This window comes from Psychrobacillus mangrovi (genome assembly GCF_037104765.1).
Classification (GTDB): domain Bacteria; phylum Bacillota; class Bacilli; order Bacillales_A; family Planococcaceae; genus Psychrobacillus; species Psychrobacillus mangrovi.
In genome coordinates, this window is the sequence record NZ_JBAWSY010000002.1 from 1 (window position 1) to 15,157 (window position 15,157).

The following is a 15,157-nucleotide window of genomic DNA, read 5'->3' on the forward strand; positions in this document are numbered from 1 at the left end:
CCAGTAACAACCCTGTAACAATCCAAACAATCCCTCTAAATATACTCAACTCCCAACTTCTACATCATTTACACGTTCCCTAAACAAAAAAATGACTCTCATTTTAAAAAAATGGAGTCATTTTGATTATTAATATAAACTTTTTATGAGTGTTTCTAGCATGACAGGCATCTCGACGAATGCACTATCGACGTGTAGACGCTCTGTTTTTTGATGTGCATCTTTTCCAAATGGACCTAAATTCAAAACTGGTCCATTCAGTTGAGCCATGTCTTCAAATGGGATGCTGTATGTGTCACCCCAAACAGGCGTATTGCTTTCAAAGGAAGTCCATCCTTTTCCATCATCTTCATAATTCACATAGCTTAAATCACAAATTCCATTGAAATAGTGGATTTGTTCAATTTTGTTGTTAAACGATAATGCTGATTTTTTCATTAGCTCTACTGTATCTTTTACTAACTGGTTATTAGACGTATTAACCGCTGGATAATATGGTGGTGTGAATAGAATGACCGTTGCAGGAGCTAGCTCTTGGCACTGGATCATCAGGTTGTCGACAATGCGAAGTGATTTTTCACGATCGTCCCATTCCTCGTTCTGAAGCGCATCCTCTTTTAAGCGATTTACTTCTTCTGCGCCTAATTTTTTATTTGCATAAGCAAGAAGTTCTTCATATCGAAGTACCTTCACTTTCCCTACTCCATTTACTTGCTCGCGTTCACAAATTACCTTGTAGTCTGCGTTCAATGCGTCCATCGCTTCATTAGCTACTTGTTCAAATAAATCCATAACCTCAGAAGCCGTACGCTTTAATAAAAACACATTATACAATGCAACCGCACGATAAGGAGTTTGCGTCGAATAAGACAGTTTTAAATCTTTTTGTTGCAATGAAACCGGAAGAGGAGTGCTTTCTCCAAGGTCCGTCTCGCGGAATAAAGAATTGTACTCCATACGCTGCGTTAAATACGATGCGATGAAGTTTGCCGTCATTCCTTTCATCGGCTCCCCAACATGTGTCTCTTTTCCGTAAAATAAAGCTGCAGGCATAATTTTTCCTATTGTCCCAGAGTAAATATACTCTTCAATATCTAATGGATTTTGAGAAAAACACGGCTCACTATTTAGAAATAGTTTATAAGTCAAATCAAATTCTTCTCTTATTCCCACTAACTGTGGAACCACTGCACGCATTCCCGCAGAGTTCACTTCCTCATCAGGAACCGTAGTCAAAATAAGATTAATTGGCCATTGTTCTACACTTGCTTTTTCAATAAGCTGCATATGAAGCGCTAAACCCATTTTCATATCCATCGTGCCACGCCCAAACAAATACTTTCCTGTTTCCAAATCAACACGAGCAGACTCTGGTAAATCAGCTGGATTTTCCATTAGTTTTTTTGTCAATTCCTCTGGAAAATACGCAAGTGGTTCTAAAACTCCATACTCTTCTGTTTGAACCGTGTCAAAGTGGCTGATAAGTACAACAGTTTCCGTCGCCTCTGGATGTTTATATAATGCAGTTACAGCATATCTTCCTAAACCAGCATCATGTAACTGTAAGTGACTCGGATGCTCTTTAAAATAATCTAATTCTTTCAACTTATCTATCACTTTCGGAGCAAACTTTGTCTCACCTTCCGTCAGCGTTATACTATCCCAACTAACGAGTTCACATAATAGAGCTCGAAGTGTTTCCGGTGTTTGCCACAATAATTGGTTCATTTCAAATTTCTCCTTCAAAAAGTTCTTATGTTTAGTACTTGTTTTATCACCGTGACAATATTATTTTTTTTGACTTTTTATCTTTCTTTTCTAGTCTTATTTTATAGAATACCATACAAGCTATAAAGAAGCCTACACCATAATAAAGCCCAACTCGTTGTGTTGGATCAAATGCTAAAAATACGAGAATCATCAAACAAAAAGCGATACAAAAAATCGGGACAAAAGGATAGAATGGTGCTTTAAAAGTTAAACTCTCTAAAGTTCCTCCATCTTTTAAATATCGATATCGGAACATCAATTGAGACGCTGCAATTCCCATCCAAGAAATAGTAACAGATATCCCCGCAATTGACATTAGTAATACAAACACCGTATCTGCTTCCATAACACTTGTTAATAATGATAATAGCGAGAATAATATCGTGAATAAAAGTGCGTTAAATGGCACTTTTTGCTTAGATAAACGCCCAAATATTTTTGGTGCCATACCTTCATTCGCCATAGACCATAGTAGACGTGTGGAAGCATACAAACAAGAATTTCCTACTGACAGAATGGCTGTTAAAATAACAAAGTTCATAATGTCGCCCGCAAAAGGAATTCCAGCTACATTCATTAACGTTACAAATGGACTTTCAAGTAGGCCCAATTCTGTTGCAGGGAAAATGGCAGACAATACGATAATAGAAGCTATATAAAACACAACAATTCGTATTAGAATTGTTCGTATCGCTTTCGGAATATTCTTTTCCGGATTCTCTGTTTCACCAGCGGCAATACCAACTAACTCAGAACCTTGATAAGAGAATATTACATTCATCATTGTCACGAATACGATAGCAATTCCTGCTGGGAATAATCCTGTAGGTACCAGATTTGTAAACATTGGTGTTGCTCTATCTTCAAGTGGAATTATGCCAAAAATTGCGCCCAATCCAATGATTATAAATAAAACTACTGCAACCACTTTAATACCAGCAAACCAAAACTCTGCTTCAGCAAACGCCTTTGTCGTTAAGGCATTGAGTGCAAATAATAAAACCACAAAAATTGCACACCATATCCATACTGGTACATCAGGGAACCAGTGTTTCATGAGAATCCCAGCTGCGGTAAACTCTACTCCCGCCGTTGCTGCGGAGCCTACAAAGTACATCCATCCAAGGGAAAACCCTGCAGAAGGACTAATAAAACGAGTTGCATAGGTTTGGAAAGAACCTGTCACCGGCATATAAACTGCAAGTTCACCTAAACAAGTCATTACCATATATAAAATTAACCCACCAAATAAGTAACCAACAATGGCTCCCCCAGGACCAGCTTGATTAATCGTATAACCTGCATTTAAAAATAGACCAGTTCCAATTACACCCCCAAGTGAAAGCATAAACAAATGTCGACTCTTCATAGAACGATTTAATTGATTAAGTTGTGATTGATCCCCAATATTTGACACAATAATCTCCCCATTTCCCCTATTTATCTATTTAAAATCTTAAAGATAAACAACTAAGCCCACCATCTTGCTTACGAACCTCGGACATATCTAATTCAATTGTTTCGTAACCTGCTTCATTAATTTGACGTTTTGTCTCTTCATATCCCTTTGGAATAATGACATAATCATTTACACGAATACAGTTTGCAGAGTATTCATCTTCTGCGCTGATAACGATCTTTTCATATGAATCAAACGCAGGATGGTCTAAAAATTCTCCTGCAACAACCATTTTGTTGTTTCCTAAGTAAGCAATCCCTGTTTTCAAATGGAAGAATTTTTTAAGAGGTATAATTGTAGCTTCAAAACCTTCTCCTTCAAGAATCTCTTTTAATTGGCGAGCCCCTTCTTCATTTGTACGTTCGGAAATTCCGATATAAAAGCTATTATCTGCTTGAAGAATATCTCCGCCATCAAGCGTTCCAGGTGCTTTGATATAATAAAACTTCTCATAAAAATCTTTTAAAGCGCTTTCAATTTCCACAATCTCTCCATTACGTGACTCTGCCCCAGGATTTGTAATAACAGCAAATTCAGATGTAAGTACTGCTGCATCTTCAACGAAAGTAGAGTCAGGAAATTCTTCACTTGGAGAAAGAAGGGTTACTTCCACTCCACACTTTTTCAAAGCTTCTACATATGCCTCATGTTGCACTAACAATTTGTCGTAATCTGGTGTTCCTAAATCTGATGTAGTTAAACCTCCTACATAGCTCTTCCCCGGTGTCTTTGCAATTACATTTTTAAAAATACTCATTTTAATTTCCTCCTTTTAATTTCTAATAACAGGACTAGTTAGACATGTTGGACCACCAGTACCTAAAAAGCTTATTTCTCGTCCTTTATATTCATAAACAGTAGCTCCAGCATCCAATAACTGTTGTTTTGTCTTATCGTTACCTTCCACTAGGACACAAACTCGAGGGGCAAGAGCAAGCACGTTACAGCCAAGATTGTCATATTCCTCTTTAGATACTTCTATTAATTGGATGCCTCTTTCTATTAATAACTGACGGAAAAATACTGGCATTAAAGGTGAATATACAACTGCCAAGTCTTTATCGACCATGCTAATAAAAGACATAAGATGAAGACACTCAGCAACTCCTTGATCATGCACCAATTGGACAATGATGAAATCATCTACATATGGTGCTGTTATTTCTTTTAATTGGCGAATAGCTTCTTCATTTGTACGATAACCGCGGCCAACTACTAATGTTTTATCATCCAACCAAACGATATCTCCACCATCACAAACCGCGTCACCTGTTAACTCTCCTATAATAGGAATCTCTTTTTCTTGTAGAAAATCTTTATATACAGCAGCTTCAGGTTGTCTTAATTTCTTTCCTGACTTTAAAATAATTGCTCCAGCTGGCGTAAACTTTACCGGATCGTGTGCGTAAATAGAGTCTAAACCTACTTTATCCGATGCTGGCAGATAATCTATTTTGGCTACATGTTTTTCTACTATTTCAATAAACCCTTTATACTCTCGTACAGCTTCTTCAAAGTCAGGCTCCTGTATATAATTGAACACTTTCCATTGATCAGCCAAGTGCGCTTGATTAATAAATGCTTCGTTTGGATGTTTTACTATTACACGTTCTAATGGTTTAAACATTGATGAATTATAGTGCATTATTATCCTCCTTTTTCCTGTGAGTGGAAACAAATTCCGTTAAACGGAAAGATTATATTTAAAATATAATTGCTCTATGTTACAATGTCAATATATTTTGAAAACTATCGAACATATAAATAGGCGGTGCTTTTTATGCAATCCATTATTCGAGCAATGACCGTAGCAAACGTTTTAGCAGCACATGAAAAAGGGATGTCCATTTCAGACCTTTCTAAAGAATGCGAACTTCCCCTTAGTACTATGCACAGACTACTACAGGCTATGATTAAACAAGGTTTAGTTGAACAAGACGCACAATCCAAAATGTATCGACTTGGTATTGTTTGGCTTGAATACGGACTGAAAGTGTATGACTCCTTTGATGTAAGTAAAATTAGACCAGAGATAGAATGGTTGTCTAAAGAAGTAGAGGAAAGTGTATATCTAAGCAAGCCACTTGGTACGGAAGCAATGATTGTGGAAAGAATCGATAGCGAAAACAATCCAATTCGTATTTATGATCAGTTGGGATTACGCATACCAATGAACATCGGCGCTGCCAACAAAGCGATGCTTGCCGCAATGCCTGCTTCACAATCCGAAAGTATCTTGTCTCAGCTACTACCAACAGATAAAGTTACTGAAATGCTTATATCACTCGAACAAATAAGATATCAAGGCTATGCAACCAGCCACTCAGAAAGAACAGAAGGCACTTCCTCCATTGCTGTGTCCATAAAAGACAGCTTCGGACAAGTCATTGGGGCTATAAGTATAGGTGTAGTCAGCTTCAACCTGACTGAAGAACGACTCGAAATTCTAGCGAACAAAGCAATGGAAGCTGGCAAAAGAATCTCCCACCGATTAGTTTCCAACCATTAAAAAAATCCCAAAAGTCATCTAATAGACTTTTGGGATTTCTTTGTAGTTGTCACTTTGTGCAGTTGTAATTAAAAATAAGTGTTACAGCTACGTTACTGGTGCCAGGCACCCGTAACATACTTGTAACACTCGTTCTATGATTATTTGTTATTACTCTTTGTGTTAATGTTAGCCCATTCATTTTTCAGCCAGTCTAAACCTTTTTCGCCTTCGTAGGCGTCGTATACGTCATTACGCATTCTTTTCAGTTTATCTAGAAATTGTTCAAATGTATGGTCAGCAGGTAAACTTTTCTTCACTCGCAAGAATACTTTATTAGCACCTTTAATCACTTCGAATTTTTTTCGTTCTGGAACCTCAACGTTTTCACCAAACTCTAACAGAATACGGTAAGCCTCTTCTTGAACTTTATAAACGGGATCATTTGCTAATCTAGAGTTTAGTATATCAATAACCTGACTCGCATTATATTTCCCTAATTCCTCTACAGCATCATAACGTGCTCTCCAGCTGGAAGTTCTATTTGCTGCTTTTTTAAGCTCCTCATAATTCTCAGGTAACTCATTTTTTATTATTTTTTTACTCAAATACTCCAAACTCCTTCTTTGAATCAGTAGAAATTAATTCTAACTTTCTTTCTTCATTATATACTACAGAAAGCATTTCTCCTATTATGTGAAGAAATCATTTCTTCTACTCCTATCAAATCTGGCGATATATATACTTGTATTTCCTTTCATTCTTCGGCAATCCAAAATTAGGCTCAACTATCTTCACGGTGTCTAAATTTCTACAAATAAAAAAATAGCGATGTATATTTGTTGAGAAATAAGCAGTTAAAATAGACAAAAGGAATATACATGAAATAATTATTATATAAGTAGCAAACTCGGTATAGAATATTGATAAAAGAATTTGTCCAATTATATATCCTGCTCCACCGATCCCTACCCATGCTACAGAAATACTCTTCATTTGTTGTAATTTATAATAAGTTCCTGTATAAAGAGCTTTCAGATTCAACCAATTTATTGCTACCAATATAGCAACAAACATTCCCCAAATCATTATAAAAGGCAAATACCCTTTTACTCCTATATGTAAATATAAAATCTTTTGGATCACCAAATAAATAATATAGGTGTTGACTATTCCATAGATCCCAAAAAATAAATAATACGATTTTTCATACTTAAAAGGATTTATCAAATAGATAATCGACCAAACCTGGAGCATTGCAATTGGGATAGCCGCTGCTAAAAAATATGCGAAAGAAAATGGTTCTGATATTATTGGAAGTAATCCCATAAAGTATAGAAAAAGAGTAAAGAAGCAAATAATATTGGATTTATTTTCTTTAGGTGTTTGAAATCTTAAATAAGACAAAGTAATGTTATCAATTACTTTCCTTTCTATTGAAATCTCCTTCTCTCAACACAAATTATCTATAATGAAGAATATACTTTATGAATTCTTCACAGGTTCCTTCTTCTCTTTTACTCTTCTCAGTACATCCAAAATACCGGCGACTATTTCTATATTTGTACTTGGTTTTCCCTCGAGGAGCTCCATTTCATTTTTACGAATCATTTTGAAAGTCCAATTTTGATTAGGAGAAGTTAGTACATGTAATCCCTCAATAGTCCATTTATTGTTTTCTCGATAAAAAATCATAAGCCGGTTGTTATTTATTCTATTTTGAAAAGATTGTTTCAAAATATTTACTAATTTTCCCACATCCTGATTTTCATTAATGGAGACTAGTTTTTCCTCATTTATTATTTCTCCATTTTTCACCCATTCACGATACTCCCTAGTAGGTATTATGATTTTGTTATTTGTTTTAGTTTGAATTTTGTTTCCTTCCACTCCCATCAGCATGCGTGGATAAATCACTTCATTCCAGGTAGTATCTGGAGTTCCATGAGTATAAAGAGTATAAGCATTATCTTCATTTCTCGAGCATTCGACCACATTTGTAGTACCAAAATAAAATAAGCTTTTACTTTCAGCATTTCTTAAAATCTCTACGACCATATTTGTTCTAGACATAATCCAGAGGGCATTGGCAAACCCTTCTTCTAGTTTAACTTCTCCATCTACGAAATCTAAAAGTTTAAGCTTATGGAGCTTTTTATAAGTTCTTTCCCATTCCTTTTCAACTTCCTGTTTAGTAAGGTATTGGAAAGGATCAGCAAAACCAATCAATGTTTTAGCATTCAATGTCTGCATCATCACGAAAATATCATTTAATGTAAATGTAGGAATCATCTACTTTTCCTCTTTTTCTTCCGTTTTTTTTCATTCAAATTTCTTTCACTCTTCTGTAAACCAAACTCAGGATACACTTTCTTTACTAAGTCCATGTTCTTTCTAATAAAGAAATACTTATGAATATTAACAGAGAAAAAAGCAGTCATGAGAGATAATAAAGAAATACAGATAATCAACAAAGTATATACAGCAGATTGCTCATGAAAAAATGATAAAATAATCTGTGCTAACATATATCCTAATCCACTTATAGCGATCCAACTAACAGGTATATTGTTTTTTTGTTGTAATTTATGATAGGTGCCGCTATAGAGTGCTTTCCAGTTCATCCAATTAATCCCTACCAATAAAGCAACAAATAAAATTACTCCAATAATAAAAGGAACTTTTCCTGTTGCCCCCATATGAAAATATAAAAACTTTTGAATAGCTAAAAAATATACATAAGTATTTACGACACCATAGATTCCAAAAAATAAATAATATGATTTTTCATATTTATAAGGGTCAATAAGATATATAATAGCCCATAATTGAATTATTGCTATCGGTACAATTGCTGCAATAAAAAATGATAACGAAAAAGGTTCACCTAATGTTGAATATATACCTATAAAATACATAAAAATAATAAAAAACGTAATAATATTATTTCTATTTTCTTTAGGTGTTTGAAATCTTAAGTATGACAATGTAACCTTGTCAATTTCTATATTATTCTTTTTTATTTGGAATCTCTCCTATCTATTTAAACCACGAAGATACCTCATTTATTAAACCAGTTGTTCCAATTTTAATTGCATCTCCGATTGAATCATTTTTACCATCATTATTTACGTCCATTGGTTTGATTTCACTTAATACTGTAGTCACAATTATACCGGCAAGTAGACCAGCTGCCGCTCCCGCTACTATACCTACAGGTCCACCAAAAACACCCGCAGCTGCTCCTGCTTTCGCACCAGCCAAAGCCGAAACAACCATAGATGCACCGGCAACTGCAACATCCCCAGTTACATTACCGGTAATTTGACTAGCTGATTCCTTATTTTGAACCCCATGTACTATGTCTCCACCAACTGTTGCGAAAACGCTGATGTATCCCAATTTATTATTAGCAAATTTGAATGTTTCCCTGACATTTGTCATAGGGTCTACTCTTTTATATAATTTTTTATAATTAATTGCATCTGCTCCTGAATAGGTTTTCTTATTTGCACCAAATAGATGTGGCTTCTTAATTTTTAACACAGGCTTTGTTACACCTTGTGCAGTTGTTCGAGATTTTAATTGAATACCGCCCCCCAGAGCAGCAATCCTTGCATCTTTTCCCGCTTCATAGCCAGCAGAAGCAAATCCAACCATATTGGCAGCAGCGTTGATTGGCTTTTGCTCCCAATCATTAATGTCCAAACCAACCGTCGTCATTATGCCTTCCCAAAGGTTCTTTTCTGGATTACTAGGTGAGGAAACTTCCACTTCATTTTCTTTCACTCGTGGGTCAGTAGCAAGCAAATTAATTTGATGTTGATTATAAAACTTCCCAATAGGGGTAGCATCCTGTACATAGTTCCAAGCTTCACTTGGAAACTGAATATCAGTTAGTCCTTCTGACATTAAGTACTCTATATCTGTTAACCACAATTCCATGTTTAAAATTGCAGCCTCGATTATAGCTAAAGCATTTGTTTGCGTACTATCAAACTCATGTAAATCGGTTACTGTATCATCTCGCTTTTTCCGAGCATTTGTTACTCCATCTTGAACACCACTATCATCTATATGTGGGAGAGCAACAATATCCGCTACTTGGTCCATAATAGCATTTGATTCCTCTGTCAAATTACTAGTGACTTGTGAAATCTCCGTGAGCCCCTCTTCCACTTCGCCCTCCAAAAAGCTTTCTCGAATAAATCCATTCGGATTAGATTCCAATGCAGAAAGCGCATCACCCATTTGCTTAAGCTTCCGATCAAACTCTTCTTTAAAAGTTAGAAAAAAATGTAGAAAAGGTAAATGAGCATCATTATAAAATGAACGAATGGCATCACCACCTTGACCCTTCAAGGAATCTTGGAGAGCAACAAGCCCATCAACCGCGGTTTGTATTGTTTGCATTTCCCCTTCTAAACGCGAAAGCATTTGTATATTCCTTTGTAACCCTTCATCAAACGGTCTAACATTTAATATTTTCATGAATACACCATCCTACAATTTTAATATATAATCACTAGACAATATATTTCGTAAATGTTACAAGAATGTTACTGGTGCCTGGCACCAGTAACATTCTTGTAACCATCACCTACTTAGAGTACGCCTAAGCTCATTTCGGCATAGGTTCGATTGGAGTTGGTTTTTTTGAATTGAACAAATACGGGGGTTTTTTGAGTCATGTTGTGCTCTTTCATATAATCGAAGAGTTCCCAATACTTCACTTGAGACTGTGCATCAAAGTCATCGATGATTCTTGTGCTTAATAGGTTATCGACGTAAAAGTAACTGCGGAAATTGACTTCCTCTTCTTTTGGAAGAGAAAATCGGCTTTCTGCGATTGGTAAGAATATTTCCGCTGTCATTACTTCTGCTGTTGGATCGCTTATGATGGTAAAGAATATTGGCCCTGTTGGATGAAAACCATGATCGGTTAAAATCGTATCGAAGTCTTTCAGCGCTATATCGATTTCCTCTGGTAAAAAGTTATAGAGTTTGGATGCAACATTTCTGTATGCAATTTGATGGTTTTCAACAATCATCACTCATCACCCTGTCCTTTTATTGGTACATACAAATCAATAATAAATTCACCATACACTTCTAGTAATACGCAATAATATGTATCTTCTACTTCTATTTGATTAGCTCGTGCATATGATTTCACTTTTTCATAAGCAGCATAAAAATCTATTTCTTGGTCTGCTTGGCGTAGTAATAACGCTCTATCCAATACTAATGATTCTTGAAATTTAAAATCCATCTCATCACTTAAAACTACAGGACTGCTTATTGGCAAATAGTATGTGAAACGTCCAAACTTCTCATCTGTTGGATTTGGATCAAAGGAAAATAAAACAGGACCGTTTTTGTAAACATCTTTATTGAGCGTAAATTCTTCTATCTCATAAATCCCGTTTTGCCAATTTTCTTTCTTCTGCTCCACCTCATACGTCAATACATTGTCAAACACTAATGAATACATTTTGATGCCCATTCTTTATCCACCCTTTCTTATAGAGATTCTCTTTTATGTAAATAACCGAGCTCATTAAAATTGAAGCTTTTGAATCGAAACTTACATTACAAAATAACAAGTTGCTCTGGTAGGATAAAAAGAATAACAAAAAATGTGAGAATTCCACCGACAATAAGGATACTGTTATTCAGATCATCAATTGCAGACCTACCAGCAATGTATTGAATAATAAAAACAATACCAAAGCCTCAGAAGTCATTGCTAGAAACCTAGAAGTAGTTTTAAAACAAACGTTATCCAAAATGCACTGTAAGTATTTCATCCTTATATGGGTAAATAGTGGAATCGGTGGCCATATAGTAATGCTTGCCAAAAATAAACCGGCAATTAGAGCAAAAGCTAAATTTCCAGGACTTTGTCTACCGGATTCTATATGTCCTCTAAGTACTTCAAAGTCTTCCTCCTGTAGTGTTCCAATCATTAAAAAGCATTTCACTACAATCTATTGCTTGTCATATAGATATCCACGTTCATTAAAATTAAAGCTTTTAAAACGATACTTACAATACAATATGACCAGTTGCTCTGGTAAAACAAAAAGCATGACAAAAAAGAGAGTAATTCCTATTACGATTACTACCATTGCATTTAAATCATTAACAGAAGAACTTCTAGCAATATATTGGATTATAAAAACAATTCCAAGCCCACCTATAATGGCCAAAGGCATGTATTTTTTGGTCTCCCATTTACTTCTCAACTCATCTTTTTTGGAGCCTTTTCTGTAATACCCTTTTCTCAACAAAATATAAAATCGAATAAATGTAACTATAAAAACCAGAAAACCTAATAATAATAAAATATAAGTAAAGTTTAGAAGAGAGTTAGGAGTTGCGGTCATTCCTTCATACTCTTTTCCAATAATAAATAATGCACTTATAAAAAATGTGAAGGAAAATAAGTTTTGTGACACTAATATAGTAACAAAACACTGCATTTTACTACTCTTTTTATATACAACAGGAACTGCATAAATTAAAGATAATATAACAAGTACAACTGTTATCCAAAAAAATGAATTCTCAGTATTTCGTCCTTATAAGGAAAAATAGTTGCATCGGCGGCTACAAAATACTCTAAAGCAAAGAGCAACGGCTGTAATATTATACATAGTATCAAAGCAAAACCTAAACTCCCTGGGCTCTGTCTCCCTGATTCAAGAGGACCTCTAAGTACTTCAAAATCTTCTTCCTTTAGTTTCCCAAGCATGGAAAGCACTCTCCACTTCAATTGAATTGCTGCTTGTTTAAATAAGCGCGCTCATTAAAATTAAAGCTTTTATATCGTTGTTTACAATATAAAATAACAAGCTGCTCTGGAAGTATGAAAAGCATGACAAAAAATGTGAGAATCCCCCCGACTATAAGAATCATCATATTCAAATCATCGATGGCCGAATTTCGAGCAATGTATTGAATAATAAAAACAATTCCAATACCTGCAATCGTTGCTGCAGGAATATATGAGGTAGTCTCAAATCGTCCTCGTATTTCTCCCTTTTTGGAGCCTTTTCTATAATGGCCTTTTTGCAACAGAATATAAAAACGAATAAAGGTAGCTAAAAACACCAGTAATCCTATAAATAAAATAATTAATGTGAAAATAAGAAGTGAATCCGGAGTAGCTATTAATCCATCGCCTTCTTTGCCAATTAAAAATAGCGCCATTATTAGAAATGGAATTGAGGACATATTTTGCGTTACGATAATCGATAGAAGATACTGCATTTTCTCACTTCGCTTATATACCGCAGGAATTGCATAAATCAAAGATAATACGATTAATACAACGGTTATCCAAAAATGTACTGTAAGTATTTCATCCTTATATGGGTAAATAGTGGAATCAGCAGCCATATAATATTCAAGCGCATATAGGAGTGCTTGCAAAAATATACCAATAATTAGAACAAAAGCTAGATTTCCCGGACTTTGTCTACCGGATTCTATCGGACCTCTTAATACTTCAAAGTTTTCTTCTTTTAGTTTCACTATAGTCACTTCTTTCTTTATTAGTGGAACCATCCTTTTACATGATCCATTACTGATTTGTCTTCTTTACCAAATTTAGTATTTAATGCAACATTAGCAAGTATACCTAGGCCCACACCTACTGCGGTTCCAACACCTGGAATTGGAATGGCAACGGTGAAAGCGGCAGTAAATGCCGTTTGGACGGCTCCTCCAACTGCAACATCAATCGTTGTATCTAAAGCTGCATGAGCATGTGCTTCTCCACCATCTAACCCTGAATCTACTGCAGTTGAATAATTACTGTAATAACTTAATCCTGCTCCGATTGGACCAAGTGCTTTTCCAGCCCCTTTAAGAGGTCCACTTGATACCATGCCTTTGACATCGACAAGATCAGTAAAAGCTTTTTCGGTTCCTTTAAGTGTTGCAGCTCCAACGGTTTTAGCCTTTTGAATATTAGTTGCTTGGTCATTCCAGTAAGCAAGTGAAGGATGTTTTTTCAATGCCTCATCACCAGTTCCTGACCAACCACTTTGTCCTGACTTCTTTGTTCCATATTTAAGTGTAACTGTATTATTTGCTGCAATTTCATAATGCTTTGGAGTCCATTTTTTATTTCCTTTAGGGACATTACGCATTAATTCTTTAAATGCTTTAGAATCTAAATCTACACCCAAATGTCTCATTGCTTTGCCTGTAGCATTGATTCTATACGAATACGTCCCAGTTTTTGGATTAAATACTCTTGAGGTGCTTAGTCCACCTTCTTTACCAGCTACATACATTCCAAATGCAGAGACACCACCTGTTATAGCAGTATTTGCTCTTTTAGCCATATCAACTACAGTTTTTAACTCTTTCACTTGGGGATTTGCTGAAGAAACATTTCCTGGCTCTTCCTCTTTGCCTTCCGCATCTACATTGTCTGTATCTCCAACACGACTCTCTAGCTCCGTTCGAAGTGGGTGACTTTGGGTGTATTCTCCCCATCGATCAGCCGGGAAGTCAATATCTGTCAAGCCGTCGTTCATCATTCCTTCTATATCAAGTAACCATAGTTCCATCATGAGCAAATCTGCTTCTACCTGCGTTAATGCATTTGTTTGAGTCGAATCAAATTCATTTAAATCCGTTACGGTATCATCTCGCTTTTTCCGAGCATTCGTTACGCCATCCTGCACACCACTATCATCCAAATGTGGCAGAGCAACAATATCCGCAACTTGATCCATGATAGTATTTGATTCATCAGTTAGATTACGAGTGACTTGGGAAATCTCCGTAAGTCCTTCCTCAACTTCACCTTCTAAAAAGCTTTGACGAATAAAACCATTTCTATCAGGCTCTAAAGCATCAAGTGCAGACTTCATCTGAGTGAGTGTAGTATCAAAATTAGTTTTAAATGTTGCAAAAAACTGTAGGAGAGGAACATGACAATCATTATAAAATGCTCTAATTGCATTTCCCCCTTCTCCCTTTAAAGAATCTTCTAAAGCGACGAGGCCTTCAATAGAAGACTTAATAGATTTCATCTCTGTATCAAGTCTAGTGAGTAGAGTAATATTTCGCTGCAAACCTTCATGAAATGGGTTTACATCTAATACTTTCATTGCATCACCTGCTTTGGTCCATCAATTGTACTTTGCATAGCAGTTGAAATAGTTTGATCGGTCTCATTCATAAATTCCACAGAACTAGTCGTCGTCTGAATATTGGTAGTTAAAATAGTTTGATATTTCGTTAATAGCTGTTCTAGTTTCGTGGAAAGCTCCGTTAATTTAGTAACAACATCTAGTGTATTTCCGGTAATAGGTGGCTCTGCCGTGGGTACCAGTGATTCCTTCGCAGTTGTCATTTCTGCTAATTGGGCTTCCACGTCTGCATACACAATTTTCACTTCTGTTGACATAAAAAATCCC

At 35.7% G+C, this 15,157-nt stretch carries 18 protein-coding genes; 1 reads left to right on the forward strand and 17 read right to left on the reverse strand.

All coding sequences use genetic code 11. The features are described from left to right. Positions 1 to 129: 129 nt before the first annotated feature. The 4 genes from WAX74_RS03170 to WAX74_RS03185 are packed head-to-tail and all read right to left on the reverse strand — an operon-like array spanning position 130 to position 4,874. Positions 130 to 1,728, reverse strand: a complete 1,599-nt coding sequence (locus WAX74_RS03170; RefSeq protein WP_336496215.1) for a M20/M25/M40 family metallo-hydrolase — start codon at positions 1,726 to 1,728, stop codon at positions 130 to 132. A gap of 46 nt (positions 1,729 to 1,774) precedes the next feature. Beyond that, on the reverse strand, positions 1,775 to 3,187 hold the full coding sequence (locus tag WAX74_RS03175) for an amino acid permease (protein WP_461787009.1): 1,413 nt from the start codon (positions 3,185 to 3,187) through the stop codon (positions 1,775 to 1,777). 31 nt (positions 3,188 to 3,218) lie between these two features. Then, on the reverse strand, positions 3,219 to 3,986 hold the full coding sequence (locus WAX74_RS03180) for a dimethylarginine dimethylaminohydrolase family protein (protein ID WP_336496216.1): 768 nt from the start codon (positions 3,984 to 3,986) through the stop codon (positions 3,219 to 3,221). 15 nt (positions 3,987 to 4,001) lie between these two features. Next, complete coding sequence (locus WAX74_RS03185; RefSeq protein WP_336496217.1) at positions 4,002 to 4,874, reverse strand: dimethylarginine dimethylaminohydrolase family protein; 873 nt, start codon at positions 4,872 to 4,874, stop codon at positions 4,002 to 4,004. 135 nt (positions 4,875 to 5,009) lie between these two features. Here WAX74_RS03185 and WAX74_RS03190 point away from each other — a divergent pair, with 135 nt between their 5' ends. After that, entirely contained in the window at positions 5,010 to 5,738 is a 729-nt protein-coding gene (locus tag WAX74_RS03190) for an IclR family transcriptional regulator (protein WP_336496218.1), read from the forward strand. 140 nt (positions 5,739 to 5,878) lie between these two features. Here the strand turns inward: WAX74_RS03190 and WAX74_RS03195 are convergent, their stop codons facing one another. The 13 genes from WAX74_RS03195 to WAX74_RS03255 form a co-directional block, all read right to left on the reverse strand. Beyond that, positions 5,879 to 6,325 (reverse strand): HEAT repeat domain-containing protein, encoded by a 447-nt coding sequence (locus WAX74_RS03195; RefSeq protein WP_336496219.1) that lies wholly within the window; start codon positions 6,323 to 6,325, stop codon positions 5,879 to 5,881. Between the two features lie 115 nt (positions 6,326 to 6,440). Beyond that, on the reverse strand, positions 6,441 to 7,124 hold the full coding sequence (locus WAX74_RS03200) for a hypothetical protein (RefSeq protein WP_336496220.1): 684 nt from the start codon (positions 7,122 to 7,124) through the stop codon (positions 6,441 to 6,443). A 78-nt stretch (positions 7,125 to 7,202) separates the two neighbouring features. Continuing rightward, entirely contained in the window at positions 7,203 to 8,009 is an 807-nt protein-coding gene (locus WAX74_RS03205; protein ID WP_336496221.1) for a hypothetical protein, read from the reverse strand. Then, positions 8,006 to 8,635, reverse strand: a complete 630-nt coding sequence (locus tag WAX74_RS03210; protein ID WP_336496222.1) for a hypothetical protein — start codon at positions 8,633 to 8,635, stop codon at positions 8,006 to 8,008. The genes WAX74_RS03205 and WAX74_RS03210 overlap by 4 nt, the downstream gene beginning before the upstream one ends. Positions 8,636 to 8,756: 121 nt before the next feature. Next, positions 8,757 to 10,208, reverse strand: a complete 1,452-nt coding sequence (locus WAX74_RS03215; protein WP_336496223.1) for a ribonuclease YeeF family protein — start codon at positions 10,206 to 10,208, stop codon at positions 8,757 to 8,759. Between the two features lie 113 nt (positions 10,209 to 10,321). After that, positions 10,322 to 10,768 (reverse strand): DUF5085 family protein, encoded by a 447-nt coding sequence (locus tag WAX74_RS03220; protein ID WP_336496224.1) that lies wholly within the window; start codon positions 10,766 to 10,768, stop codon positions 10,322 to 10,324. Then, the gene (locus tag WAX74_RS03225) at positions 10,768 to 11,223 is read right to left on the reverse strand and encodes a DUF5085 family protein (RefSeq protein WP_336496225.1); all 456 of its coding nucleotides are present in this window, start codon (positions 11,221 to 11,223) and stop codon (positions 10,768 to 10,770) included. Before WAX74_RS03225 ends, WAX74_RS03220 begins: the two co-directional genes overlap by 1 nt. Before the next feature lie 169 nt (positions 11,224 to 11,392). After that, positions 11,393 to 11,701, reverse strand: coding sequence for a hypothetical protein (locus WAX74_RS03230; RefSeq protein WP_336496226.1), 309 nt, complete (start codon positions 11,699 to 11,701; stop codon positions 11,393 to 11,395). A gap of 6 nt (positions 11,702 to 11,707) precedes the next feature. Then, positions 11,708 to 12,178: a hypothetical protein gene (locus tag WAX74_RS03235; protein ID WP_336496227.1), complete on the reverse strand. Its 471-nt coding sequence runs from the start codon at positions 12,176 to 12,178 to the stop codon at positions 11,708 to 11,710. Between the two features lie 89 nt (positions 12,179 to 12,267). Then, complete coding sequence (locus WAX74_RS03240) at positions 12,268 to 12,474, reverse strand: hypothetical protein (protein ID WP_336496228.1); 207 nt, start codon at positions 12,472 to 12,474, stop codon at positions 12,268 to 12,270. A 17-nt stretch (positions 12,475 to 12,491) separates the two neighbouring features. Then, positions 12,492 to 13,256, reverse strand: a complete 765-nt coding sequence (locus WAX74_RS03245; RefSeq protein ID WP_336496229.1) for a hypothetical protein — start codon at positions 13,254 to 13,256, stop codon at positions 12,492 to 12,494. Positions 13,257 to 13,276: 20 nt separating this feature from the next. Next, positions 13,277 to 14,848 (reverse strand): ribonuclease YeeF family protein, encoded by a 1,572-nt coding sequence (locus WAX74_RS03250; RefSeq protein ID WP_336496230.1) that lies wholly within the window; start codon positions 14,846 to 14,848, stop codon positions 13,277 to 13,279. Continuing rightward, entirely contained in the window at positions 14,845 to 15,147 is a 303-nt protein-coding gene (locus tag WAX74_RS03255) for a YwqI/YxiC family protein (RefSeq protein ID WP_336496231.1), read from the reverse strand. Before WAX74_RS03255 ends, WAX74_RS03250 begins: the two co-directional genes overlap by 4 nt. Positions 15,148 to 15,157: the final 10 nt, after the last annotated feature.

Coding starts and splice junctions, on each gene's coding strand:
- WAX74_RS03170 (WP_336496215.1), bottom strand. CDS start 1,728: ATGAACCAATTATTGTGGCAAACACCGGAAACACTTCGAGCTCTATTA.
- WAX74_RS03180 (WP_336496216.1), bottom strand. CDS start 3,986: ATGAGTATTTTTAAAAATGTAATTGCAAAGACACCGGGGAAGAGCTAT.
- WAX74_RS03185 (WP_336496217.1), bottom strand. CDS start 4,874: ATGCACTATAATTCATCAATGTTTAAACCATTAGAACGTGTAATAGTA.
- WAX74_RS03190 (WP_336496218.1), top strand. CDS start 5,010: ATGCAATCCATTATTCGAGCAATGACCGTAGCAAACGTTTTAGCAGCA.
- WAX74_RS03205 (WP_336496221.1), bottom strand. CDS start 8,009: ATGATTCCTACATTTACATTAAATGATATTTTCGTGATGATGCAGACA.
- WAX74_RS03210 (WP_336496222.1), bottom strand. CDS start 8,635: ATGTATTTTATAGGTATATATTCAACATTAGGTGAACCTTTTTCGTTA.
- WAX74_RS03215 (WP_336496223.1), bottom strand. CDS start 10,208: ATGAAAATATTAAATGTTAGACCGTTTGATGAAGGGTTACAAAGGAAT.
- WAX74_RS03220 (WP_336496224.1), bottom strand. CDS start 10,768: ATGATTGTTGAAAACCATCAAATTGCATACAGAAATGTTGCATCCAAA.
- WAX74_RS03225 (WP_336496225.1), bottom strand. CDS start 11,223: ATGGGCATCAAAATGTATTCATTAGTGTTTGACAATGTATTGACGTAT.
- WAX74_RS03240 (WP_336496228.1), bottom strand. CDS start 12,474: ATGCTTGGGAAACTAAAGGAAGAAGATTTTGAAGTACTTAGAGGTCCT.
- WAX74_RS03250 (WP_336496230.1), bottom strand. CDS start 14,848: ATGAAAGTATTAGATGTAAACCCATTTCATGAAGGTTTGCAGCGAAAT.
- WAX74_RS03255 (WP_336496231.1), bottom strand. CDS start 15,147: ATGTCAACAGAAGTGAAAATTGTGTATGCAGACGTGGAAGCCCAATTA.